The 24,421-nt window shown below is 38.0% G+C and carries 22 protein-coding genes and 1 pseudogene; 16 read left to right on the top strand and 7 right to left on the bottom strand.

The window, feature by feature from the left end; genetic code table 11:
* Positions 1–453 carry an NfeD family protein gene (locus tag H4J67_RS00555; protein WP_182176311.1) on the top strand — a complete coding sequence of 151 codons (453 nt, stop codon included), beginning with the start codon at positions 1–3 and terminating at the stop codon, positions 451–453.
* Between the two features lie 745 nt (positions 454–1,198).
* On the opposite strand, the gene H4J67_RS20405 is transcribed toward H4J67_RS00555, so the two are convergent.
* Together H4J67_RS20405 and H4J67_RS00560 are read right to left on the bottom strand one after the other, a co-directional pair.
* A complete protein-coding gene (locus tag H4J67_RS20405; RefSeq protein ID WP_259368436.1) occupies positions 1,199–1,330 on the bottom strand; it encodes a hypothetical protein in 132 nt (43 codons plus the stop codon).
* A gap of 114 nt (positions 1,331–1,444) precedes the next feature.
* Positions 1,445–2,347 carry a hydrogen peroxide-inducible genes activator gene (locus tag H4J67_RS00560; RefSeq protein ID WP_182176310.1) on the bottom strand — a complete coding sequence of 301 codons (903 nt, stop codon included), beginning with the start codon at positions 2,345–2,347 and terminating at the stop codon, positions 1,445–1,447.
* Positions 2,348–2,657: 310 nt separating this feature from the next.
* On the opposite strand from H4J67_RS00560, the gene ahpC reads away from it, so the two are divergent.
* Both ahpC and ahpF read left to right on the top strand, forming a co-directional pair.
* The gene (gene ahpC, locus H4J67_RS00565) at positions 2,658–3,221 is read left to right on the top strand and encodes an alkyl hydroperoxide reductase subunit C (protein WP_070374813.1); all 564 of its coding nucleotides are present in this window, start codon (positions 2,658–2,660) and stop codon (positions 3,219–3,221) included.
* A 124-nt stretch (positions 3,222–3,345) separates the two neighbouring features.
* The gene (ahpF, locus tag H4J67_RS00570; protein ID WP_182202552.1) at positions 3,346–4,911 is read left to right on the top strand and encodes an alkyl hydroperoxide reductase subunit F; all 1,566 of its coding nucleotides are present in this window, start codon (positions 3,346–3,348) and stop codon (positions 4,909–4,911) included.
* Between the two features lie 79 nt (positions 4,912–4,990).
* Here ahpF and H4J67_RS00575 read toward each other — a convergent pair whose 3' ends face one another.
* Together H4J67_RS00575 and H4J67_RS00580 are read right to left on the bottom strand one after the other, a co-directional pair.
* Complete coding sequence (locus tag H4J67_RS00575; RefSeq protein WP_259368437.1) at positions 4,991–5,959, bottom strand: D-2-hydroxyacid dehydrogenase; 969 nt, start codon at positions 5,957–5,959, stop codon at positions 4,991–4,993.
* A 108-nt stretch (positions 5,960–6,067) separates the two neighbouring features.
* Positions 6,068–6,988, bottom strand: a pseudogene (locus H4J67_RS00580) (NnrS family protein).
* Between the two features lie 176 nt (positions 6,989–7,164).
* Here H4J67_RS00580 and H4J67_RS00585 point away from each other — a divergent pair.
* The 6 genes from H4J67_RS00585 to H4J67_RS00610 all read left to right on the top strand — a co-directional run bounded on the left by H4J67_RS00585 (position 7,165) and on the right by H4J67_RS00610 (position 13,680).
* A complete protein-coding gene (locus H4J67_RS00585; protein WP_259368438.1) occupies positions 7,165–8,205 on the top strand; it encodes a site-specific integrase in 1,041 nt (346 codons plus the stop codon).
* Between the two features lie 11 nt (positions 8,206–8,216).
* Positions 8,217–9,854, top strand: a complete 1,638-nt coding sequence (locus H4J67_RS00590) for a hypothetical protein (RefSeq protein ID WP_182202555.1) — start codon at positions 8,217–8,219, stop codon at positions 9,852–9,854.
* A complete protein-coding gene (locus H4J67_RS00595; RefSeq protein WP_182202557.1) occupies positions 9,851–11,665 on the top strand; it encodes a tyrosine-type recombinase/integrase in 1,815 nt (604 codons plus the stop codon). The genes H4J67_RS00590 and H4J67_RS00595 overlap by 4 nt, the downstream gene beginning before the upstream one ends.
* Positions 11,666–11,728: 63 nt before the next feature.
* On the top strand, positions 11,729–11,938 hold the full coding sequence (locus tag H4J67_RS00600) for a hypothetical protein (RefSeq protein WP_182202558.1): 210 nt from the start codon (positions 11,729–11,731) through the stop codon (positions 11,936–11,938).
* Positions 11,931–12,332, top strand: a complete 402-nt coding sequence (locus H4J67_RS00605) for a TetR family transcriptional regulator (RefSeq protein ID WP_182202560.1) — start codon at positions 11,931–11,933, stop codon at positions 12,330–12,332. The genes H4J67_RS00600 and H4J67_RS00605 overlap by 8 nt, the downstream gene beginning before the upstream one ends.
* 331 nt (positions 12,333–12,663) lie before the next feature.
* Positions 12,664–13,680, top strand: coding sequence for a reverse transcriptase/maturase family protein (locus H4J67_RS00610; protein ID WP_182202561.1), 1,017 nt, complete (start codon positions 12,664–12,666; stop codon positions 13,678–13,680).
* Here the strand turns inward: H4J67_RS00610 and H4J67_RS20410 are convergent.
* From H4J67_RS20410 to H4J67_RS00625, 3 genes are all read right to left on the bottom strand, one after another.
* Complete coding sequence (locus H4J67_RS20410) at positions 13,648–14,307, bottom strand: PEP-CTERM sorting domain-containing protein (RefSeq protein ID WP_259368439.1); 660 nt, start codon at positions 14,305–14,307, stop codon at positions 13,648–13,650. The two genes, H4J67_RS00610 and H4J67_RS20410, sit on opposite strands and share 33 nt — an antisense overlap.
* A gap of 1,062 nt (positions 14,308–15,369) precedes the next feature.
* Positions 15,370–15,582 carry an NnrS family protein gene (locus H4J67_RS00620; RefSeq protein WP_259368440.1) on the bottom strand — a complete coding sequence of 71 codons (213 nt, stop codon included), beginning with the start codon at positions 15,580–15,582 and terminating at the stop codon, positions 15,370–15,372.
* Between the two features lie 297 nt (positions 15,583–15,879).
* Positions 15,880–16,125 (bottom strand): DUF2164 domain-containing protein, encoded by a 246-nt coding sequence (locus tag H4J67_RS00625; RefSeq protein WP_182176307.1) that lies wholly within the window; start codon positions 16,123–16,125, stop codon positions 15,880–15,882.
* Between the two features lie 298 nt (positions 16,126–16,423).
* Between H4J67_RS00625 and iscX the strand changes: the two genes are divergently transcribed.
* The 7 genes from iscX (at position 16,424) to ispG (ending at position 24,283) form a co-directional block, all read left to right on the top strand.
* Positions 16,424–16,624: a Fe-S cluster assembly protein IscX gene (iscX, locus tag H4J67_RS00630; protein WP_070374809.1), complete on the top strand. Its 201-nt coding sequence runs from the start codon at positions 16,424–16,426 to the stop codon at positions 16,622–16,624.
* Positions 16,625–16,767: 143 nt separating this feature from the next.
* Entirely contained in the window at positions 16,768–18,477 is a 1,710-nt protein-coding gene (locus H4J67_RS00635; RefSeq protein ID WP_182202563.1) for an NAD-dependent malic enzyme, read from the top strand.
* 322 nt (positions 18,478–18,799) lie between these two features.
* Complete coding sequence (gene ndk / locus H4J67_RS00640) at positions 18,800–19,231, top strand: nucleoside-diphosphate kinase (protein WP_070374808.1); 432 nt, start codon at positions 18,800–18,802, stop codon at positions 19,229–19,231.
* A 339-nt stretch (positions 19,232–19,570) separates the two neighbouring features.
* Complete coding sequence (locus tag H4J67_RS00645) at positions 19,571–20,743, top strand: bifunctional tRNA (adenosine(37)-C2)-methyltransferase TrmG/ribosomal RNA large subunit methyltransferase RlmN (RefSeq protein WP_182176304.1); 1,173 nt, start codon at positions 19,571–19,573, stop codon at positions 20,741–20,743.
* Between the two features lie 122 nt (positions 20,744–20,865).
* Complete coding sequence (gene pilW, locus H4J67_RS00650; protein WP_182202565.1) at positions 20,866–22,089, top strand: type IV pilus biogenesis/stability protein PilW; 1,224 nt, start codon at positions 20,866–20,868, stop codon at positions 22,087–22,089.
* A complete protein-coding gene (locus H4J67_RS00655; RefSeq protein ID WP_182202567.1) occupies positions 22,086–23,096 on the top strand; it encodes a RodZ domain-containing protein in 1,011 nt (336 codons plus the stop codon). Before pilW ends, H4J67_RS00655 begins: the two co-directional genes overlap by 4 nt.
* A 68-nt stretch (positions 23,097–23,164) precedes the next feature.
* Positions 23,165–24,283 carry a flavodoxin-dependent (E)-4-hydroxy-3-methylbut-2-enyl-diphosphate synthase gene (gene ispG / locus H4J67_RS00660; protein WP_182176301.1) on the top strand — a complete coding sequence of 373 codons (1,119 nt, stop codon included), beginning with the start codon at positions 23,165–23,167 and terminating at the stop codon, positions 24,281–24,283.
* Positions 24,284–24,421: the final 138 nt, after the last annotated feature.

Here is a 24,421-nt window from a genome sequence, read left to right on the forward strand (position 1 = left end):
ATGGATTGGGCAATCAACAACTTAGCTGAAAGTTTGCTCATTCTCGGCATACTTTTATTAGTGATTGAACTGGCAGTGTTAGGTTTTTCAACCTTTGTACTGTTTTTTGTAGGCTGTGCTGCAGTGGTTACCGCAGGTTTATTGTATGTGGGTATTATCCCAGATACTTGGTTGTCGGCTATGTTTAGCACAGGCCTGCTGACTGGATTATCCGCTATTTTGTTATGGAAACCTTTACAGAATATGCAAACTCAGGTCGACACAACAAAAGTAAAAGGCGATTTGGTTGGTCATAGTTTTATATTAGTGGAAGATGTAGCGCCTGAATTGACCCCTAAATATCATTATTCAGGGATCGATTGGAAGCTAAAGGCCAATGAACATTTGCTAGCAGGCACCAAGGTAGAAGTCACACAAGCTGATGTGGGCGTATTCCACATCAAAGCTAGCTAATTTTTACATTGTTAGTGTCTGTTATAGTAAGTCGGGGAGAACCCGACTTTTTTTATTTAAGGGGGCATTACTTGTAATTTTTTGTGCAAGCTCATATAAATAAAAACAGTATCTAACACCAAGACAGGTATGTAGAACATTTATGGGTAAGCACAGCGGACTTTTCAAACATATTCGAGATTACGATTCACTGTTAGTGAATCGGCGATCGCCAGGCACTCCTATTCTCAAAGTCTTGGCCTTAGTGATTATGCGCAACACAACCCCCTAAATTTATCATCCTGTGCTTTTCTTTATTTTGAGGTGTTTAAGTGAACTAGGCATTAATTTGCCATCCGTTGAACAGATAGTTTTGTAGTTAGTAAAGCTTTTTTTGCATATTGCATGGCGCTTACTCTTTTTTATTTATCAGTACTTTTATCTTAATGACGACAGCACTTGATAAAGTCAAATAACTCGCTTTTTCTTGAAAATCCATTTTTTCAGTCATAACTTTCTGTTTAGTAATAACTTTTTGATCTGTAAAATAGTCGCTATCACCGATATGGGCGATGTTATTTGTAGAATAATATCGTTTTTTGCATAATATTAACTTATTTATGGCTTCTTGAGTGCAAGCTGCAATAAATAGTGCTGTGGTGATTAATGATATAGTAAGGATTTTTTCATGACTGGCTCACCTAATAAATTTTTCTAATCTTGTGTAGCGTTAAATGAACCGTTCATGAGAAAGGATTAATTTTGATTAACCTTTTTCCTTATTTTCTTGGCAATACTGATCACCATAATAGTTGTTTGAGTAGTTACAATTAACCCCAATTTTTTGATCACTTGTTGTCTTAAAAATTTTTTTGATGTTTTTAATGATTTTTTTCATTTTGGCTACCTGATGTATTTAAGATAAAACTATTATGGCCTAACACCATTATTCAGTAAATTTGATAAAATTTAATATATAGTTCTATTTAATTAAAGTATTTAACGGATGATATTAGCTACACTTTGCAGTAAGTTGTGCTGTAAAAATAGCTTTTAGCAGGCTTAACTCGCTAGTTCTTACATAATTAGGCCTAATGATTAACGCAATTGTTCTGTGTGGCCCTGGCTCATTTAAATGAATAGCCCGAAGTTCAGATTCGTTATAAGTCAGCTGATCTAAGGCCATTTGTGGTACAAGCGTTGTTCCGAGTTTACCAGCAACCATTTGGATCAGTGTATGCAAACTAGCAGAGCCAAAATCAGCACTTTGTTTTGGATTTTGTAATTGACAAGCCGCTAGTGCATGTTCCTTTAGGCAATGGCCATCTTTTAACAACATCAGCTTTTCTGTCACTAACTCTTCACTGGTAATTTCTTGGGTCTTCTGTGGACATTCATCCTTATGGCAGACTAAATAGAAGTCTTCTTGCCAAAAACTGAAACTCATTAAACCCTCTATAGGATAAGGTAACGCCAATATCGCCGCATCAATCGCTCCGGTTCGCACCATATCAACTAAGGTATGTGATTGTTCTTCTAGTATCCTCAATTTAAAATTTGGATATTGATGCCTAACTTCGGGCAACACCTTAGGCAAAAGGTATGGACCTATAGTTGGGATAACACCAATCGACATCGAACTAGAAAAAGGCTGATTGTCGTTTTTTGAAATTTGCAATAACTCATCTAGTTCCAGCTTTACTTGGCGAGCCTTATTAAGGATCAATTGACCCTTTTGAGTGACTAAGACTTGTTTGTTATTGCGCTCAAATATCATCATTCCCAACTGCTTTTCAAGCTCATTAATGGCTGTACTTAGCGCTGATTGAGAAACATTACATGCCTCTGCAGCTTTTTTGAAGTGTAAAGTCTTTTCGATAGCGAGTGCGTAATGAAGCTGTTTTATTGAAATCATATTTATAACGATAATTTATATTGAACATAGACGCCATAATAATCTAATTTATTGAATTAGTCATCTTGTTCGCGGGTCACTTATTTTGATATTAATATTATTGATGGATAGCGTGAAATCGACGCTCGCAAAACTTCCTGTTTAGTTATCATAATAAATATTTAGTAATTCTGTTTTTTAGAATATTAATATCTATTTAATCAAATTTATTTATCGCTCAACAGAATCTACTATACACACATCGAAAGCAAACATGCTTTTAAAACAAAACCATTTAACTAAACATTTTTAAATAACAGAGGTAATACCCATGGCTCAAATAGGCAAAACTATCCCAGAATTTAAAGCTCAAGCATTTCATAACGATGAGTTTGTTGAAGTAACATCTGAGAGTACTAAAGGCAAATGGTCAATCTTTTTGTTCTACCCTGCAGATTTTACATTTGTTTGTCCAACTGAATTAGAAGACATGGCAAACCAATATGAAGAGTTACAAGGTCTTGGTGTTGAAGTTTACTCGGTATCAACCGATACACATTTCTCACATAAAGCATGGCACGATTCTTCAGAAGCCATTGGTAAAATTAAATTTCCGATGATTGGTGACCAAACTGGCACAATTACTCGTGGTTTTGATGTAATGATCGAAGAAGATCATATGGCACACCGCGGTACATTTTTAGTCGACCCAGATGGTGTTATTCAAGTTGCCCATATTCATGCGGGTGGTATCGGTCGAAGTGCAAAAGATATGGTGCGTAATGTAAAAGCTGCACAATATGTGCGTGAAAACGACGGTGAAGTATGTCCAGCAGCTTGGGAACAAGGTGAAGCAACCTTAACACCAAGTTTAGACTTAGTCGGTAAAATCTAAGACAGCAGTCTCGTTATGGGTGGAAGTCGTTATTCTGGTTAACCAGGCTTCTTCCGCCTTATTTCAATCAACAAGATGACAGCTCTTATGTCAAATTCAACAAGATAAATAATGAGGTAGCCCCATGTTAAGTGAAGATATTTTAAATGCAGTAAAAGCTTATACCCAAAATATGACCAACAAAGTATCACTAGTTTTACAGACGGGTGAACATCAAAAACGTAACGAATTAAAAGAATTTTTAACACAGTTAACATCAGTATCAGACAATCTAGTACTGGTTGAACGTGATGATGGTTTACGCAGCCCAATTACGTTTTACTTAGAAATCGATGGTAAAAATAATGGCATCCACTTTTCAGGTATTCCCAGTGGACATGAATTTAATTCGTTGATATTAGCTATTTTACAGTCATCGGGTACCGAACTCAAATTGGACGGCACCTTGACTAAAATGGTGCAAAAAATCAAAGAAGATTTGCACTTTGAAGTATTTATTTCCTTAAGTTGCCATAACTGTCCTGATGTTGTGCAATCGTTGAATCAGTTTGCCTTATTAAACGAAGGTATTAGCAGTGAAATGATTGATGGTGGCTTATTTAAGCACTTAATAGACGAACGTAATATTCAAGGTGTACCGAGTGTTTACCTTAATGGCGAATTATTTGCGAATGGAAAAATAGACACAGGTCAATTAGTCGATAAACTTATCGAACGTTTCCCTTACATTGTCGGTGGCGATGACAATGAGCAGTTACCGTTACAAGATATTACCGTTATAGGTGCAGGTCCTGCCGGTGTTGCTGCTGCTATTTATGCCGCTCGTAAAGGTTTAAAAGTGACTATTATTGCCGACCGTTTTGGTGGTCAGGTCAAAGATACCGTAGGTATTGAGAACTTAATTTCAGTCTCTAAAACGACTGGCACACAACTGACGGGTAATATGCAAGCACACTTAAATGATTACGAGATCACAACAAGAGAGTTTGTACGTGTTGAAAAAATTGATAAAGGTGAGTCTGAGAGTAAATTACCGAAAAAGCTACATCTTTCTAGCGGCGAAGTTATCGAATCTAAAACGGTGATCATTGCTACTGGGGCTAAATGGCGTGAACTTGGTATACCAGGAGAAAAAGAAAATATTGGTTCTGGTGTCGCTTATTGTCCGCATTGTGATGGCCCATTCTTTAAAGGTAAAGATGTTGCTGTGGTTGGTGGTGGTAACTCAGGAATAGAAGCGGCATTAGATTTAGCAAGTATGGTTAATCATGTTACCGTCTTCGAATTCTTACCTGGCTTGAAAGCAGATAAAATATTAGTAGAAAAAGCTGAAGCACATAAAAAGATCACCATCATTAAAAATGTTGCTACTAAAGAAGTGATTGCTGAAGATGGTAAAGTGGTTGCTCTGGCCTATGAAGATAGAGCAACCGGGGAGATGAAGCAACAAAGCTTGTCGGGAATATTTATCCAAATAGGCTTATTACCCAACAGTGATTTTTTACAGGGTGTTGTTGAATGTACTAAATATGGCGAAGTCATCATTGACGAAAAATGTCAGACTTCTGAGCCGGGTATATTTGCTGCTGGAGATGTTTCTACCGTGCCTTATAAGCAAATTGTTATTGCGATGGGTGAGGGGTCAAAAGCATCCTTGTCAGCATTCGATTATCTTATTAGAGAAAGTTAATCAACATCAACCACACATCTGAACTTATAGTATCGCTACTCGTTTAGATGTGTCTTATCAAAAGCCGTATAAATAAACCTTATACGGCTTTATAGTTTTTAATATTTAAAGCGACTAAATCAATTAATCGCTGCTGCGACTCAATACTGGCCCAAGCAATATGGGCGGTTATCGACAAGTTATCGATTTCTTTTTTTATTAAGGCATTAATTAACGGGTGACTCACGGTTGGAGGCTCATGTTCTAATACATCGAGCACAGCGTGAGATATGATTTTATTCTTTAATGCCTGCAGTAAATCCGCACTATTAACCAGTGCGCCTCGCGCCGTATTAATCAGTAACGCCGAGGGTTTCATAAGCGCTAAAGTTTCACTATTTATTAAGTTTATCGTCTCCTCAGTTTGTGGGCAATGTAAGCTGATGACATCGGCTTTATTTAATACTTCAGTAAAACTATGACGGTTTTCTCTTATTTTTATCGCATTAGGACGTTCAGCAATCATGACATGCATATCAAAAGCTTGAGCAATTTTTGCTACCGCTTTACCTAGGTTGCCAAAACCAATAATGCCGATGGTTTTTCCTGCTAATTCTTGACTTCCTTTGCCATGAAAACAAAAAGTAGCACTGTTTTGCCAATGTCCTTGTTGAGTATTGATGTTGTGGTGTGCGGTATTACTGAAATATTCAAGCATTTGCGCAAAGACATATTGACTGACTGAGGCTTGTGAGTAACCACTGACGTTTTTAACCGCAATGTTAAGTGCTTTAGCTGCAACTAGGTCAACATTATTCATACCTGTTGCGGCAATGCACACTAATTTTAGCTGGGGTAATTGCTCGAGTATATTTTTAGATAACAACACTTTGTTGGTGATAATAATCTCAGCCATTTTACAACGTTCAATAATTTGAATGTTTGTGGTGGTGGCATAACAGCTTAATGTACTGACTTGAGACTTTATACGGGTCAAAGAAATGCTGGCACTAAAGGTTTGTTGATCTAAAAAAACGGTTTGCATAGCGAGTAGCCAAAAAGAAATCATGTCGTTAGCTTAATAGAAATCAAGATAAAAAAAAACGGCAATCAGCGTCTATTGCTGTTTACCGTTTTAGCATGTGATATTTATTTTATGGCATTAGTGTTACTTAGTTTAACCAGGACGCCCATCTTCTCGTGCTTTTAGCAACATTGGCCCGTAGAAAAAAGTAAATAGTCCAAAAGCAACCAACCAGAAAAAACCACTTATATCGACAAAGAGTAAAGTTTTTTCTGGAACTAACCAAGGCCCAAATACCCGAGCCATAGCCGAGAGGGTAATAGATGCAAAAGCGACTGACATCATTTTAGGTGGGGTTAATGGTCGACCAGAATGCCCTAAAGAAACACGAGAAATCATTGCTAAAATAATCCCCCCCATGCCACCAATGGTTAATAGATGCCAAACATGATTACTGGGGATCTCATCAATAATGTAGCTAAATCCTAATAAAATAAGGCCAAACCAAATAAATTTAATGGCGAAATGTAATGACCATAAAAGTGGTACACCCAGTGTTATCCAAGGTCGCCATCTCAACCAACGAATTAACTGAAATAAACCAGCAAAAATTAAGATAATGCCAAAAAACATCGGTACAAAACCCACCAATGGATGTAACAACAACATCAGCATAGCAAGCAGTAAACTGCCATTAGCAAGTTTATCAAGTAAAGGAGCAGGGGTTGTTTTCGTGGTTTGAGTTCAATTAGCGGTGAACATTGGCACAACACGTCCAGACATAACGGACATTAAAAATACCACTAATAAAACACCGGCATAACCTGAGTAGCTCAACGAAACACTTTGTGGGTAAAGGGTTGCTAAGTGCATTTCTCCATTGGCGATGGTAAACATCACCAAGAGTGGTACAAAAAATAAATTTCGATACTGTTTTATTGCTAATATGGGTTTGGCGAGTGTATAAGCGATAGCTAATAAGAAACTTAAATCTATCAAAGCGCTTAATGTTGCCCCTAATAAGTCAGGCATTAACATGTTATCTAGAGTTTGAAGTGTAACATTTACTTGCATTAACAATCACTTTTATTATGCTGGTGTTATATACAGTAACAAGTAAAGTGAGTGAGTAAGTAGTAATGATAATAATAAAGAGCACTTCTGACTTTAAGATTAAGGGTTATCCAATACTAGATTTTCCTTTATTAACCTGGTCTACAAATAACGATAGTCTAGAGATTGAAGCAGGAATGCTCTTTAGGGAAGGTCTAGAGTTTTTAACTTACGAGTGCCTTAAACGAGGTAGAGTTAAGAGTAAGAAAACATGGGACACCTACGCAAAGCATCTAGTTAGCTTCTTTACCTTCTGTGAAGACAACGACCAAGATTGGAGAGATATTGAAGATGACGGCATACACGAAATGCTACTCGCCGTTTATCGAGACTCTTGCCAAGAAGATTTTGACATATCAGTCAACTCAACCAATCAGCACTTAAGAACCATCGTCAGGTTTTACAGACATGCTGTAGGACGTGGTTGGGTAAACTCACTTCCTTACTCATTAGAGGATGTAAAAGCTAATCAGAATGAGCATAGCTTCCTTGCTCATACAGTAACTGACGGTGGCATAACAGCTAGTGTTGACGTCATGCTACAAACCAAGAAAATACCCATCAAGTTTTTACAGGTTGAAGAGATTAAAATACTCCTTAAGACCATTAAAAACCCAACCCTTAAGCTTATGACTAGGCTTTGCTTACAAACAGGCGTTCGCAAGAAAGAGGTTCTATTATTCCCTCTCGATGCTATCCGCAAACCCAGAGCTGGTGAGCTTCTTTGTAGAGTAGATATTGACCGCACAAAGGGGGAGCATGAGCGAAGCATAGACATACCGCCTAGATTAATGGAAGACCTCTGGCGCTATGTAAACACCACTCGATTTCAGCAAAAAGAAGATTCTGGCGTTAAATCTGATTACTTGTTTTTAACCTCATCCGGTGAAGAATGGGAAGAAGACGGCGACGGGTTTAATAAAGCACTCAATGCTTTGAAATTACCTTTTAAAGTTACCCCACATAAGCTGAGACATACTTATGCAACCCATATGTTAAAAGGGCTGCTAAAGGCAGAAAGCCTAAAGTTTAGCCCGTTGTTGTACATCCAAAATAGGCTGGGTCACTCTAGCCTCACCACGACAATGAAATATCTACATTTGGTTAATGACTTATTAGACGATGTGAGCATCGAGTGGCAAGATGCTATCAACGAACTTGAAGCTGAAGCAGCATAGAGGCAAAGGATATGGCTAGAAAAAAAGACAGGAAAATTAGTGCTGACCGCTTCAAAAAGGTACACGTCACCGAACCAATGATGGAGGCTGATACTGACCAAGGGGTTGTACGGCCAATTAATTCTATCATCAACTTTCCAAGCCTTGGCTCAAAAGGTGGTAATGGGCGAAATCACGATATGCTCAAGCACTATGGCAAAGGCTTTGATGATATAACCAATCGCGTATTTTACACCGTTAAAACATTATTGAAGAACCCTAAAGATGGCACAGAATGGTCGAAAATTGCCCTCATAAAAACAGGGTACAAAAACCTCTCCGACTACCTAGAAATTTGGCATCACACGTTGTCTCGTGAACTTACGCATGAAGATATCACACCTGAGTTAATTGAAGGCTTTAAAGGGCATTTACTTGGCTCAGGCATGGAATACATTACTCAAAAGAGCGTCTATTCAGCAGCTAAAAGTCTGTTGACGGCAATGCGTAGACATAGCTATTGGCCAGTTTCCAGGGAGGTGTATAACGATACATTCCCTAAAAACCCTTACCCTAAGTCCAACCAGCGAGGCGGGAAAGGCGCAAAACCTTTCAGCGAACATGAGAAACGTCAACTTGTTGTAGCACTGAAACAAGCCCTGAAACCGATTTACGCTCCTAATCGTGAAGAACCATTAACAGGCTATGAACTGACTGTCTGCATCCTCGCAATCGCAATGCAAACAGGCATTAATGCGAGTCCACTTTTAAGTATGACGACAGACTCTTTAAGTGACCACCCGCTTAAATCGAACCGCAAGCTACTCACAGTTTACAAGTCGCGAGGCAATGCTACACAGCTTCACAACTTGCGTAAATCAGAGGATTTAGAATTAGTACAAGGAGTGAAACTGGACGTGGCGTATATCATCGAAAGGATAACGGCGCTAAATAAACCCTTGAGGAATGAAATGAACTCTAACACATTACTGGTGTATAGAATTGAAAGAGGTGAGCGCTATGGCTCGGTGACTTCCCTTACTGATAGTGCTATGGCTTTTTCTGTCAAAAAGCTGATAAAAAACTATGAGTTAAAGGATGAGGACGAGGCCATTATCTCAGTGAACCTGAGCCGCATTCGTAAAACATTCATAAATGGTATTTACGAGCTGTCAGGGGAGAGCCTGCAAGTGGCGGCCCAAGCTGCAAAGCATAAGGGGACTGGCACATTAGACCACTACTTAGAGGCTCCTGAGAAGTCGAAAAGAAACTTAGGGCTGCTGGGTGAGATTAGAGTAAAAGAGCTTACAAGTGATACTCAACCAACCCCAACAGCTCGATGTAAAGACCCGATAAATGGTGATAAAGCCCCAAAAAACGGCAAAACCTGCGCGGACTTTCTGGCGTGCTTTCGATGCAAGAGTTTCGTTATCACAGGGGATGACTTATACCGACTGTACAGCTTCTACTGGGCGATTGTACGCAACAGAGACTCCTTTGGGCGTAAAGATTGGAAACGACACTTGCGTAACGTGATGAATATTATTGATAGCGAAGTCGAGCCAGAGTTCATTAATCAGGGGATGATAAACCATCTTCAAGCAGAGCGAGAGCGAACAAAGCCGCACCCATATTGGATTAACTTAGACATGTTGAGGGTAGGACAATGATTTACGGACAAGCAGAACTCACCGAGCACGAATTTGAACAGCAACTGACCATAAAGCCAAACAAAAATGGTATTGCCTTGAAACGCGCTTTGCTTGGCTCCCTGACGGGTATCGCGACCTTTATTAAACTCCCTAACGGTCACTACCTTGTGCTATCTCGATATGAAGACGATACTTGGGAGTACCCAGCAAGCGCATGTCCAAGCGGTACATCGGAATCCAAACGGACATTGAACTTCGCTCGCATCACCAATGACACCATGAGAGCGATGGCAAAATGGATAGTTTGGAATAAAATGCGCCAAGGCAATGTAGTAGGCTCTCTAAGGAGCGATTTAGATAAACTGGCAAGCTACTTTTCATGGATGCATAAGTCTGACACGCTCAAAAAACATGGGTTTACTGCTTTCTGCGCACAAGCGTATGTTGCCCATGTGAATGCGATAACAATTAAGCACAAAGGTAAACTAAAGCCCTTAGCTAAGGGTACAAAAGTCCTTAAGCTTTTGACTCTAGAGTATATTTATACGTACTGCAATGCGTTTGACGTTGTTAAAGAGCATCCTTGGTTTGAAAGTAGCGCTAGTGAACAGGCAGGATATTTGGGACAAGCACTCCAAGATAGTCGAAATAAAGCAAAAACACCGATTATTCCTGATGATGTATTATACCCACTTTGCGAGTACACAAAGGGCTTTCTTGACCGCGCCAAAGAGCTATTGGACTTAAGGGATAAGCTCGATGGCTCGAATAACGATTTACTATTATTACGCGATAGCTGCCTGTTTTGGATATTACTGACCACAGGTATGCGCATTCATGAAGTGCTTGGCATTAAGCGCGGGGCATACCGCAAAGAAACTAAAGACGGTGAAGTGTACTATTACATTGAAACCGTATCCAAGAAAACGTACACCGGATTGGCCGAGTGGATTGCACCAAAGATTGCTGTTGATGCCATTAGAATACTAGAGCGCTACTCAAGCCCATTACAAGCACGCTTAGAGGTTGATTTGGCGCAAGCAAAAACCAGCAACGACCATGCGACAGTTAACCACCTAGAGGGTATCTCTGGCAAAGTGTGTCTAACTTTTAACCAGATAAAATCAGCGGCAACTCTATTGAACGGCGACTTTATAACTACGGACCGCCTTCCTAACTTGTGTACCCAAATTAACCTTGACTGGAACTTGTCATCACACCAGTTTCGACGCACATTCGCTAACTACGTGGTGCACAGTGAGCTAGGAGACTTGCGAGCACTGAAAGACCATTTTAAGCACTGGTCTATCACCATGACCGCGCTTTATGCCTACAACGATAGCCTAGACCGTGAATTATTTGAAGAAATGCTCAGAGAGAAGTATTGGGTTGAAGAACAAATTAAATTCGATTGGTTTAATTTAGATAGCCCCATCACAGGTGGTGCTATCGCTGACCGGATCATGCAAGTCAGAGACGATGAAGAGCACATTAAAACCTTCAAGACAAAACGCGATATGGTTAGAGCTTACTCCGCTAATATACCCATCCGCTCGACAGGGATTGGTTGGTGCACGAACGATGACGATGGCTGTATGGGAGGGAAATGCGATGAATGCGACCACGGCATTGTTGATAAGAACAATCAAAAACACTGGGAAGGCATGCTTATCCAGCAATTCGAACTATCTGAAGTGAATGATATAGGGGAAGCTGGTCAAGCTGCGGTAGCAAAGGGTATGGAAAGATGTGAAAAGGTTTTAACGTCACTTGGTGTGGATGTAAAATCTATGAAGGTTGATTTTTGTAACAATAATCAAGCAGCTTAATTTAACTTACTTAATTTAGTGTGTTTGATTTAAGTAACAACAATCAAAAGGAAGTGTTTTTATATGTCTAAAAAACAAAAGAAAACAGATAAACATGACCAAATAAACATGTGTGATGCGTTTGGTTGGAAGTTAGCACATGGTGGCAAAAGAGTTGGTTCTGGAAGACCCAAGGGCGCTATAGAAACTAAGGTTCTGCGCGTGCCTGTTGAGCTTGTATCGCACGTTAAACAACTCATAGATGACTATAAAAAAGAGGTTAGCAATGACTAGTCCAGTGAAAGAATCAAAATCACATAAAGCAGTTAGAATGGCGATAATTAGGATTGAAAATGGAAGGCCTAACGTTATATCTAAAGAGCGTAAAATAAGTGTATCTTCTGTCGCTGAAGAGGCTGATGTAACGCGTAATACCATTAACCGTGATTGTCCTGATCTACACACTCGTATTCAAGGTCTTATGAATAAAGATGTTAGAGAGCAGCTGAAGCGTAAGCAGCTAGAACTAAACAAGTTCAAAGAGCGCAATAAGGATTTGAGAGATGAGGTTGAAGAACTTAAAACGATGCTTTCTCGAATACAATCTAAGAACGCAACGTTGATGCAAGAAAACGATAGATTAAACGCGCAGAAAGCGAAACCCCATAACGTAGTTACCTTGATGTAGTGTGGGAGAGTAATAAAGTTGCAACTCGTAAACAGTCACTGGCTAACATAAACTAAAGCTCACTTTTGCCACAAAGCAGTCCTAATTTAGCCTTGGATTTATCACTATAAATAGTCCGCTTAGCCGCACAGCAGACACTCAATGGGAATTATTTTGAGGTTAAAAAGAATAATATACTCAAGTAGTGCTTATTATTTAGTGGTAATCGTCAGAGGTATTTATTTACATGGCATAACAACGGATACTTAATCCTATGGTAGTATTTTGTAATGTAAATCATGGTTAATACATATGTATGAGTCGAATAAGTTTACAGTGGTATGAACATTAAGTGATAACTGAATTATTATCTGAATACTTAATCGATGAATCGTTTAGTTGGTTGTGTAAACAACGCAAACACTTTCCAGATAACAGTGATGTTTGGGATGTACGTTTTCATTGGAAAAAAATTAAACCACAACTTATTGATGAATTAATATCAAATACATTTAATTTTCAACCATTGCAAAAGGTAACAAAATCATCAGGTGAAGTTATTCATTTATGGACTTCAATCGATAGTTTGGTGTTAAAACAATTATCACTGGTATTACAGCGTCATTTACCATCATCCAAGCTGTGTACACACTTAAAAGGGCATGGTGGTAGCAAACATACCGTTACAGAGATACAACATGATTTACACAACAATACGTTTGTATTTCGAACCGATGTTAAATCGTATTATGAATCAATTAATCATGAAATATTATTAGATAAGTTATCGGTTTACATCAAAGACAAAATGGTAATGAACTTACTAGCTCAGTATCTAAAAAGAAGTGTTGAATCAGGTGGTTTATTTAAAGATATAAAACAAGGTATTTCATCGGGTTGTCCATTAAGCCCTCTGATATCGAGTTTTTACCTGTATGAATTAGATAAAGAAATGGAAGATAAACCCGTATTCTATCGACGTTATATGGATGACATTATCGTATTATCACCAACAAGGTGGAAATTACGTAAAGCGATAAAAACGGTTAATCACCATTTTGAAAAACTAAAGTTAAAACAACATCCTGATAAAACCACGATTGGTAGAAATACTAATGGTTTTGATTTTTTAGGTTATCAGTTTGGTTCAGAAAGAATAACAGTTTCAAAACGAACATTACAAAATCACAATCGTCGAATATCGCAGCTTTATGAGCAAAAAAAGCATCTACCAAACTGGAAGATGCTTCTTGATGATTATCGACAACATTGGGTTACATGGGTTTATTCAGGCATACCGTCGTCGATAATCGATTTTGATTGTGAAACTAATTTTTTAAGATTGTTTCTTAAATCGACGAGATGCTAAACCAATCATTCCTAATGCAAAAATAGCAAGTGTTGAAGGTTCAGGGACGTCTAAATAGGCTTTCGTTGATGCGGGGCCCTGCGACCATCGTATCAGTGTGTGCCGCGCGTTGCCGTGTACGTCACTATAGTACAAAGTAGTAGCTCCACTGCCTCCGGGGGTAGCCGCCGTGAAGCCAGACGTCATCGCGTCCTCATGTTGGCTGAAATGTAAGTGGCCGTCCGCCGCTGTCTGGTACGCCCATTCCCGGTCGTGACTGTGTCTGTCATAAAATGCCCCGTTGGCGTTCAACAATGCTGTGGTATCGAACATCATATTAAAATTCAAAGACGCATTGGAGAAAAAATTGTAACTGGACGGGTTGTGACTACTTGCACAATTAACACCGGGCGAACTTACGTGCGTCGTTAAGCATAGCGACTTTGTGTCTTCATTTAACATGTGGGTGGAGGCATCATCATATATGGCGGTGAACTGGAAAACATCATCAACACTTACGCTCGAATAGTTACCCGACACCCCTGTGATTGTTAGATCAACATTGGTGACCATGAGACCGGCATTTGCTAAATTACATGACAGTAGTAATAAAACAGCAGCACAAGTCTTTAGTGATTTATATTTCATATGTATTCCGTTTTCATACCTTTCCATTTATTTGGATGGTTATTGATAAAATAGTAAATTAATATTCTTTTCACATTAAAGCAAAAAATACGCCAAGACAATAATACTTAACAATTTCATTGTGATGGTAATTTAAATAATTTTAAATTATGTAACACTGTAAAATAACCTGACACCAAATAACTCATCAATCAGTTGTTTTTATTACATAATATTTACAAACTATATTTGAAAATAGTTTCAGTATAAAAGTATCATTGTGTGATTAAATTTCACCTTTAGCCTGATATAAACCTCAACAATATTCATGTTTAAACCACATAAAACACGTATTTTAGTAGTGTAATTGATTAAAACTCAGTGGTGCTAATTGTTGTAATCTATAGCATGAGCACCACTACAGAGCAGCAATAACAACACATACCAACCATCTAGCAACTGACTTGTAATCAGTTGGTTTGATATATCATCCGTTGCTATTATTAAAAGCACAAGCTATTGATTTAAAATCACAAATCATACCCTGTAATATTTATGATTTTCGAATAAAACAAGGTGATAAGATTTAATATATGCGTACTAACGGAGTTTTATCCGTAGTTAGGGGGAGTTAAATATTGTCAAAGCGATTTTTGATTTATAATTGTAACTTTAGCTTTACTGTTAACATCTAAAATTTAATTCCACAGTCGGCTTTGAGACTTAAAGCAGACCTAAGGCAGAGCAATGTGGCTACTTCCTCTTTGCGCACCAAGTGATCATTAATATGCTAAAGATAGTGTCAGTCTAAGCTTCGAAAAAGCCGACAATTTCGTATTTTTCATTAAAACCAGTATGACAATGAATCTTTATTACTCAGTGATACTTGGTATGAGACTTTATTACTCTCCCACATGCAGCGCTATGTTATATTAACCCTAAGCCTTTACTGGATGTGCTTAGAGTGGTCATAACATAATAAAATATAGATCTAAAAACTAAGGAAAATTTAATGAAAAACTGTAACAATTTTATTTGTATTAATATCAATATCTTATGTTTTGTTACACAAGAGAGGTCTAGTTAAAATATGACTACTCGGCCTAATAGCCATAGAAAAAATAAAGCGGCGAGGGGTTTGCCTTTAACACTGGCAATACCTGTCCAATTTTGCACTGCGGTGAGTAAAAAACCAACAATGATGGCACTGCCGAAACCAAAAATCATTTCATGAATATGCCACCAATAACCACCACCGTAAGGTGAAAAGCTAACGGTCCCTTTATAAATTAACAACCATAAAGTAATGGCAATTAAACTAAAAACAGCGCCACCTAAAAAAAGGGTCGGAAGCCTAAGCGAAATATTGGCAGAATTTTCTGCTCGTCATTTAAATCAGTAATTTGCATTATAGTTTGTGTTTCAAATAATCAGTAAAGCCATATTAGCGTATTTATCAGAATAATCGTTGTGATAAATCAACTCTTATTATCATTTCTGCTAGATAATACAATTTTAAATTAACCTTACAGATAAAGGATAAAGAATATTGCTAAGGCTAAAGTTACTTTATCTATTTTGGCTCAGTGGTCATTAGTTGGCTGGTTTTTCTAATTGGTACATTTCATCAGAAATATAATCAAGTTTTTCTGTTAATAATTGCTGGGCATCATAAATACCTTGATTATAATAATGATTGCCCATTTCTTTAGTAAAAAAATCAAGCAAAAAGTCAGCGTCAAACTGAGCGAGCTCTTGATCAAGTTCGCTTGCAAAATAGTGCTGTAGTTTTTGAATCAGTAATTCTTTTTGTGCGGATGAAAACTTAATTTCACTCATCTTTATTCTCTGCTCTTTTGATAAAAATTCTTGACGAGATTATAACCATAATATTTCAATCAATCCTGTCTTAAGCAATTATATTTCCTGCTGAAGTAGCGTCTTTGATGTATCATAGGTATATACTTATGACCAAGCATTAAGGTGGGTTGTTTAAGTGAAAGAGACATTGAAAAAATGGTGGCAAACTGATTGTCAATTTTGCCTTAAATACCGAAGAATGTTTATTTGGTTAATTATCATGATTGCAATAGATGCATTGTGGTTTAATCTTTTATTTTAAAAGTTGGAGTAATATATGGGATATCGTTGGACAGACTCATTAGAGTTAGCATTAGACTTAATGGAAGAGCATCCGGATGCTGATCCACTTAAATTACATTTTCCAGAATTGATGCAATGGGTAATAGCCCTTGATAATTTTGATGATGATCCTAAGCATTGTGGGGAAAGAGTACTAGAGGCCATTCAATTAGCGTGGATTTCTGAAGTCGATTAGCGGCAGATAAATTTAAGGGTGATTTTTAGTCTTGTTTAGGTAATTGATTGTTTTATAAACCTCATCTGGCTTATACTACTGTATATATCACTACTATGAATTTTGACTATTCATCAACCATATGGTCTACATCAAAAATTATTATGACAATAAATATTAAACGTCCGTTATATATCCACTATGCTGGTCCAAGCCTTTTAGAGACCCCCCTGTTAAATAAAGGCAGCGCTTTTGACGAAGAGGAGCGCACTAATTTTAACTTAATGGGCTTATTGCCACCCCGTTATGAAACAATAGACGAGCAAGTTGAACGTGCTTTTATGCAATATAATAAGTTTCGAACCAACTTAAATAAGCATATTTATTTACGTACCATTCATGATAATAACGAAACTTTATTTTTCAGACTCGTTCAGGCGCACTTAGCTGAGATGATGCCGATTATTTATACGCCGACAGTAGGTGATGCGTGTGAGCAATTTTCAGATATTTATCGTAGCTCGCGTGGATTATTTATTTCTTATGAAGATAGACATTACATGGATGATATTCTTCGCAATGCGACAAAAAATAAAATAAAAGTCATTGTTGTTACCGATGGTGAGCGTATTCTTGGTTTGGGTGATCAAGGCATAGGTGGAATGGGTATTCCGATAGGCAAGCTTTCACTTTATACCGCTTGTGGCGGCATTAGCCCCGCGTATACTTTGCCGGTAATGCTCGATGTTGGTACCAATAACGAAAAATTATTGAATGACCCTATGTATATGGGGCGTCGTCATAAACGTATTAATCAAGAAGAATACAACGAGTTTGTTGACATGTTTATTCAAGCAGTGAAACGTCGTTGGCCACATGTATTATTACAATTTGAAGATTTTGCTCAACCCAATGCTACACCACTACTTAATAAGTATCGTGATGAAATTTGTTGTTTCAATGATGATATTCAAGGAACCGCCTCAGTGACTGTCGGCACTTTACTAGCAGCATGTCGGATTAAAGGGCGTAAGCTTGCTAAAGAAACCACATTATCACAGCAAAAAGTTGTCTTTGTTGGCAGTGGCTCTGCCGGTTGCGGTATTGCTGAACAAATTATTGCGCAAATGGTCAGTGAAGGTATTTCTGCAAAACAGGCACGCAGTCAAATTTTCATGGTCGACCGTTTTGGTTTATTAACCGATGGTATGGCTGATTTACGAGACTTTCAGCAAAAACTGGTGCAATCACCTCATACAATTTCCACGTGGGCTGTTTTAGGGCGATACGCGACATTATTAGAAGTGATGAATAATGCTCAGCCAGATATTTTAATCGGCGTGTCAGGTGTACCCGGTTTATTTACTGAACCAGTGATTAAAGCAATGAAATCACACTGCCCAATGCCAATTATTTTCCCGCTTAGTAATCCTATTAAACAAGTAGAAGCTACGCCAACACAAGTCATTAATTGGACTCAAGGTGAGGTTATTGTTGCAACGGGCAGTCCATTTAAACCCGTTGAATATCAAGGTAAAACTTTTCCTATCGTGCAGTGTAATAATAGTTATATTTTTCCTGGTTTAGGTTTGGGCATCGTTTCAGCCAATATTAACCGTGTTACTGATGAAATGCTAATGGTTGCCAGCGAAACCCTTGCTGAAGCTTCACCATTAGCCAACACCGGGTTGGGTGAACTCTTACCTCCACTCACTGAAATTGCCAGTTTAAGTCGAAAAATAGCCTTTGCTGTCGCGAAAGTAGCTTTTGATCAAAACTTAGCTTTACGCATCGATGATGAAAGCTTACTCGTAAAAATAGAACAAAACTTTTGGCAACCAGAATATCGACAGTATCGTCGAAGCAGTGCGTAGTTATTGTTTTGTTACTCATATTAAAAACTGACTCAATGTCAGTTTTTTTATGTATGCTTATTTTACACCTTAAATTATTCTCAAAATCGATGATGTTTTACTCAATGAGATGAAAAATCCTAAGGTGAGTAAGATCGCTTTTGCTCTAGAAAGTAAAAAGCAACTTACGTTACCCATATCTCTAGAAAGATTAGAGGCTGGGTTAAGACATTAAAATCAAAAAGAGTACTTAGTGAATAATATTAGTTTTTTTGTTCAAATTCGTCTATAATCGCGCCAAAATTTATACACCTATTTTATTTAAAATATATAAGGGCTTATCATGGCTATCGAACGTACTTTTTCTATCGTAAAACCAGACGCAGTTGCTAAAAACTTCATTGGTCAAATTTATAACCGTTTTGAAACTGCTGGTTTAAAAATTGTTGCTTCTAAAATGATTCACTTAAGCCAAGAAAAAGCTGAAGGCTTTTACGCTGAACATAGCGAACGTCCTTTCTTTGGTGCTTTGGTTTCATTCATGACTTCTGGTCCAGTTATGGTTCAAGTTTTAGAAGGCGAAAACGCTGTTCTTAAAAACCGTGAAATCATGGGTGCTACTAACCCAGCTGAAGCACTTGCTGGTACTATCCGTGCTGATCTTGCTGATAGCATCGACGAAAATGCTGCCCACGGTTCTGACGCTTTAGAATCTGCTGCACGTGAAATTGCTTACTTCTTCTCAGACGACGAAATTTGCCCACGCACCCGTTAATCTGATTTTAATCTTCACAAATTTTGCGAATTCTTCGTCGAATGTACTCATTTACTAACGTAAGCTCCGTGCATTCTCCTTGAATTCACTTAATTTGCTGTGATTAAAGTAGAAATCGAAATATGAAAGGGTTTTACTGTTTCCAGTAAAATCCTTTTGTTATTTTTAGAGTTATAATAAACCTTAAGCTTTTTAATTTACTAACCCTCTGTTTTACCTAAAGAGAAATTTAATTAAAAACGTTAAGGTTTGATATAATTTTATCTGTAAACTGTTATGCTTTGTATGAAAGTTGTACAATTGTTTTTTGTAATTTTGTTGTTTGAGAAGTAGTGAATCATGAGTGAAGTGACTGAAGTTGTAAGCCCGACCGTATCTGCGGTAAAGAAGAAAGTAAATCTATTAAACTTGGATCATCAAGGGATGCGTGAATACTTTGCTTCAATTGGCGAAAAGCCGTTTCGTGCCGATCAAATGATGAAATGGATATATCATTTTGGTTACTCTGATTTTGAATTAATGACTAATTTGAACAAAAAATTACGTGAAAAATTACAACGTGAAACAGAAATTAGTGCACCAGAAATATCTGAAAAGCAAGTATCAACCGACGGCACGATAAAATACTCTTTACGCCTCGAAGGTGGTCAAGAAGTCGAAACAGTGTGGATCCCTGAAAACGATCGCGCAACATTATGTGTATCCTCGCAAGTCGGTTGTGCACTTGAATGTACCTTTTGTGCCACGGCGCAACAAGGCTTTAATCGCAATTTGTCTATGAGCGAAATTATCGGTCAAGTATGGCGTGTTGCTAATGATATTGGCGCGACACGTATCGCTGGAAAACGTCCCATTACAAATATTGTTATGATGGGGATGGGCGAACCGCTTTTAAATATGAAAAATTTAATTCCAGCGCTTGATACTATGTTAAATGATTTAGGCTACGGCCTCTCAAAACGTCGAGTAACAGTGAGCACTTCTGGTGTAGTACCGGCACTTGATATGTTAAAAGAAAAAATAGATTGTGCATTAGCCATTTCAATTCACGCGGGTAACAACGAGCTTCGTGATGTATTGGTCCCGATAAACAAAAAGTATCCTTTAGAAGAGTTTATTGCGGCAGCTGGACGTTATATTGATGGTTCAAAAGCGAATAAGCAGGCAACGATTGAATATGTGATGTTAGACCATGTTAATGACAGTACTGACCAAGCACATGAACTTGCTATCGCTTTGAAAGATTTACCAAGTAAAATCAATCTTATCCCGTTTAACCCTTACCCTGGCTCGCCTTATAAACGTTCAAGTAATTCACGTATTGACCGTTTTGATAAAGTATTGCAGTCATATGGTTTAACCGTAATTACTCGCCGTACCCGTGGTGATGATATTGATGCGGCTTGTGGCCAACTAGCCGGTGATGTTTTTGATAGAACAAAGCGAACAGCAATGAACTCTTCAAATAAAGACGAGTCTAAAGCCCAAGAGATTTCAGTTAAACTGGTCTAACACTTTATTCTCGAGCTATTTATACCCGTTCGACATCATACTAGTTCAATAAGCATCTTGAAGTAGATCGGGTATAGGTATAATCTGTAATTATTACATTACGATAAGTGACATTCTGCCATATGATTAAATTTCTGCCGCGGTTATTTATAACGAGCGTTATCGCTTTGTTAATTGTCCTTTCTGGGTGTGTAACACAAAATTATGAGAACGACAGTACAATACCTGTAGTAGAAAGTGATTCAAGTAATAATGAAAGGGCGATGACTCGAATTTCATTAGGTCTTGGCTATTTAAAGATGGGAAATACTAGCCAAGCGAAGTTAAACTTGGAAAAAGCAAAGCGCTTTTCACCAAACTTATCCCAAGTTTATACGGCGTTTGCTCATTATTATGATGTGGTTGGCGAATCACAGCTTGCTACCAATGCTTATGAACAAGCGTTATCAATCGATGAAAAAAATCCAGATACCTTAAATAATTATGGGGTTTTTCTTTGTCGACATGAAAAGTATGCCGACGCTGAAAAATACACTTTAAAAGCGATAGCAATCCCAACGTACTTGATGGTCTCACAAAGTTACGAAAACCTGGCGCTTTGTCAACTAAAAGCTGGTGAATTTGTTAAGGCTGAAAAATACTTTACAAAATCTATTCGGCATAGTCCTAATCGTGCATCAGCTTTATTACAAATGGTCCGCTTACAGTACGCTATTGGGGATTATAAAGCCGCGCAACGTTATTTGAAACGTTATGAAAAAGCAACTCGTCGCTTTAGTCCTGAAGCGCTTTCATTGGCTTATAAGGTTTTTGAAAAGCAGCGCAATTATCGTACAGCTAAAAATTATGCCAGTATGTTGGTAAAAATGTTCCCAACGTCTTACCAAGCTAAGCAATATATTCTAAATGCGCTTGATCATACTGAAGCGGATGACTTAGCAAAGATTTATCAAGCATCGATTTTAACGACTAGTGACACTTTACCACCAAAACGTGTCGTTGTTTTGACACCGAATAAGTCCCAAAAAAAACGGCTAAAACAACAGGCTAAAAAATCAACAGTTGTTAAAAGTACTGACGCACAGGCGATGAGTATCAAGGATACCCAAGAACAGTTGAAGGCTAACCTTGAGGAAAAAACACATATCATTGTCAAAGGCGATAGTTTATTTAGCCTATCAAAACAATACAATATTCATATGAAGACGCTAGAGCGCTGGAATAATATTACTCGTAGCGATATTTTAAAGCTAGGCCAAACGCTCTATGTTTATTTAGCAGAGCATACTGATACTATGCCAACCAATAATGTTACTAATAAAGTTGAACAAGAGAAAACTCAATGACCCATATTGAAAAGCCTAATAATATCAATAAGGCACAAGCTACTGCATCATCAGAACCAGAACCGTTGCATAATAGTTCCGAAGACGACCTTTCTGACAATAGTAAAATCATTGGGCCGGGACAAATCCTTAGTGATGCAAGAAAAAAAGCACGCTTAACTCAGCAAGAGGTCGCGAGTAAACTCAATTTTCGTCTTACTTTAGTTAATGAGATAGAAAGTGAGCTGTTTAATAGCAATTTGCCAGAAACTTATAATCGCGGCTATTTACGTAGCTATGCAAAATTAGTGAATGTTTCTCAAGATGATGTATTGGTAAGCTATGAACAATTAAATATAACTAAAGCACAAGTCTCTAAGCTACAAAGTTTTTCTAAAGGCACGGAAAAATTAGCGGAAAGCAATCGTATTATGTGGATAAGCTATATCATTTTAGCCATTCTTATTGGTTCTACTATGATGTGGTGGTTGCAAAATAATACAGAACAAGCTCAGACGCTTGCTGAAGATATTGAGATAAATACCCAAAGTGCTGACGGTGTTAACGAAAATCAAGCGAGTGATCTCTCGACGGTTAACATCGAAAACGTGATTAAAACCATTGCTGAGGCACCTTTAGCTACTACTACTGCAGCGTTAGAACAGCAAAGTAGTGATATTGCACCCACAGCGGTTAATGTAGATAATAGTCAAGTGAGTGAAATCGACATCATTGCACTTGAAAATAGCCCAATAGTAGAGGAAGAATTGACTGAAGTGGCTTTAACTGAAGTCACCTTTACTTTTTCTGGTGACTGTTGGGTAAATATTTCAGATTCAACGGGTGAGCGCATTGCTTGGGGTGTGAAAAAATTGGGTTACGTTATGACAATATCTGGGCAAGTACCTTTTGATGTTACCCTAGGAAGACCTGAATTAGTGGCAATAAATTTTGCCGATGAAGTCATTGATATGAATCAGTTTAACAGTGGTAATATCGCTAAATTTACTTTGCCTGTTACCAATTAGTCATTAGCATTTTGTATAAATAACGTTTGTTACGCTTAAGTGACAAACCACCAAAGTTGTGAATTATTATGTTTAAAGAATCTCCAATCATCCGCCGTAAATCTCGTCAAATAATGGTGGGTAATGTTCCTGTTGGTGGCGACGCACCTATAACTGTGCAGTCAATGACCAATACGTTGACGACTGATGTGGCAGCCACCGTTGCACAAATTAAAGCATTAGAAGGTGTGGGGGCTGATATTGTTCGGGTGAGCGTACCGACGATGGATGCAGCAGAAGCCTTTCGCGAAATTAAAAAACTAGTGAAAGTTCCACTGGTTGCTGATATCCATTTTGATTATCGAATTGCCTTAAAAGTTGCTGAATATGGCGCAGATTGTTTACGTATTAATCCTGGTAATATCGGCCGCGAAGACCGAGTGCGTAGTGTTGTTGAATGTGCACGGGACTTAAATATTCCTATTCGTATTGGTGTAAATGGCGGTTCATTAGAAAAGGATATCCAAGAAAAATATACTGAACCAACGCCAGAAGCACTTTTTGAATCGGCCATGCGTCATGTTGATATTCTAGATAGGCTTAATTTTAACCAGTTTAAGGTCAGTGTTAAAGCCTCAGATGTATTTCTTGCAGTCGAATCTTACCGTTTATTAGCAAAACAGATTGATAACCCACTTCATCTTGGTATTACCGAAGCAGGTGGCTTGCGCTCTGGCTCAGTAAAATCTTCAGTAGGCTTAGGCTTGTTATTAGCTGAAGGAATTGGCGACACGTTACGCATTTCTTTGGCAGCCGATCCCATTGAAGAAATTAAAGTCGGTTTTGATATTTTAAAATCACTAAAATTACGTAGTCGAGGTATCAATCTTATTGCTTGCCCAAGCTGTTCTCGCCAAGAGTTTGATGTTATCGCCACCGTTAATGCATTAGAACAACGTATTGAAGATATATTAACGCCAATGGATGTTTCTATTATTGGTTGTATTGTTAACGGTCCTGGTGAAGCAATTATTTCTGATTTGGGCTTAACGGGTAGTAGCCGAAAAAGTGGTTATTATTTAGATGGCATCCGTCAAAAAGACCGTTTTGATAATAATAACTTAGTAGACCAGCTCGAAGAGCGAATTCGTGCTAAAGCGAAGCTTCTTGATGCGGCTTACAAAATAAAGTTTAAAGAAATAGAGTAATAAAATAGCTTTAAAAAGAGCGAAACGTTATACCGGTGACCGTGCAGTTAAAACCTGCATTTTGAGGTATCACAGCTGTACTATTTACGTTTCCTCTCAAACTGCCTATAATGCGCGCTGCACTTAATTTTTCCCGTT

Origin of the sequence: Colwellia sp. BRX10-4, assembly GCF_014077465.1 — a bacterium.
GTDB lineage: Bacteria > Pseudomonadota > Gammaproteobacteria > Enterobacterales > Alteromonadaceae > Colwellia_A.

What these genes read in the sequence shown, in the direction of transcription:
- H4J67_RS00595 (WP_182202557.1), top strand. Translation starts at nt 9,851, where the DNA reads ATGATTTACGGACAAGCAGAACTCACCGAGCACGAATTTGAACAGCAA.
- H4J67_RS00605 (WP_182202560.1), top strand. Translation starts at nt 11,931, where the DNA reads ATGACTAGTCCAGTGAAAGAATCAAAATCACATAAAGCAGTTAGAATG.
- ahpF (WP_182202552.1), top strand. Translation starts at nt 3,346, where the DNA reads ATGTTAAGTGAAGATATTTTAAATGCAGTAAAAGCTTATACCCAAAAT.
- H4J67_RS00645 (WP_182176304.1), top strand. Translation starts at nt 19,571, where the DNA reads ATGAGTGAAGTGACTGAAGTTGTAAGCCCGACCGTATCTGCGGTAAAG.
- H4J67_RS00555 (WP_182176311.1), top strand. Translation starts at nt 1, where the DNA reads ATGGATTGGGCAATCAACAACTTAGCTGAAAGTTTGCTCATTCTCGGC.
- H4J67_RS00575 (WP_259368437.1), bottom strand. Translation starts at nt 5,959, where the DNA reads ATGATTTCTTTTTGGCTACTCGCTATGCAAACCGTTTTTTTAGATCAA.
- H4J67_RS20405 (WP_259368436.1), bottom strand. Translation starts at nt 1,330, where the DNA reads ATGAAAAAAATCATTAAAAACATCAAAAAAATTTTTAAGACAACAAGT.
- H4J67_RS00625 (WP_182176307.1), bottom strand. Translation starts at nt 16,125, where the DNA reads ATGAGTGAAATTAAGTTTTCATCCGCACAAAAAGAATTACTGATTCAA.
- pilW (WP_182202565.1), top strand. Translation starts at nt 20,866, where the DNA reads ATGATTAAATTTCTGCCGCGGTTATTTATAACGAGCGTTATCGCTTTG.
- H4J67_RS00655 (WP_182202567.1), top strand. Translation starts at nt 22,086, where the DNA reads ATGACCCATATTGAAAAGCCTAATAATATCAATAAGGCACAAGCTACT.
- H4J67_RS20410 (WP_259368439.1), bottom strand. Translation starts at nt 14,307, where the DNA reads ATGAAATATAAATCACTAAAGACTTGTGCTGCTGTTTTATTACTACTG.
- ahpC (WP_070374813.1), top strand. Translation starts at nt 2,658, where the DNA reads ATGGCTCAAATAGGCAAAACTATCCCAGAATTTAAAGCTCAAGCATTT.
- H4J67_RS00635 (WP_182202563.1), top strand. Translation starts at nt 16,768, where the DNA reads ATGACAATAAATATTAAACGTCCGTTATATATCCACTATGCTGGTCCA.
- ispG (WP_182176301.1), top strand. Translation starts at nt 23,165, where the DNA reads ATGTTTAAAGAATCTCCAATCATCCGCCGTAAATCTCGTCAAATAATG.
- H4J67_RS00600 (WP_182202558.1), top strand. Translation starts at nt 11,729, where the DNA reads ATGTCTAAAAAACAAAAGAAAACAGATAAACATGACCAAATAAACATG.
- ndk (WP_070374808.1), top strand. Translation starts at nt 18,800, where the DNA reads ATGGCTATCGAACGTACTTTTTCTATCGTAAAACCAGACGCAGTTGCT.
- H4J67_RS00585 (WP_259368438.1), top strand. Translation starts at nt 7,165, where the DNA reads ATGCTCTTTAGGGAAGGTCTAGAGTTTTTAACTTACGAGTGCCTTAAA.
- H4J67_RS00590 (WP_182202555.1), top strand. Translation starts at nt 8,217, where the DNA reads ATGGCTAGAAAAAAAGACAGGAAAATTAGTGCTGACCGCTTCAAAAAG.
- iscX (WP_070374809.1), top strand. Translation starts at nt 16,424, where the DNA reads ATGGGATATCGTTGGACAGACTCATTAGAGTTAGCATTAGACTTAATG.
- H4J67_RS00560 (WP_182176310.1), bottom strand. Translation starts at nt 2,347, where the DNA reads ATGATTTCAATAAAACAGCTTCATTACGCACTCGCTATCGAAAAGACT.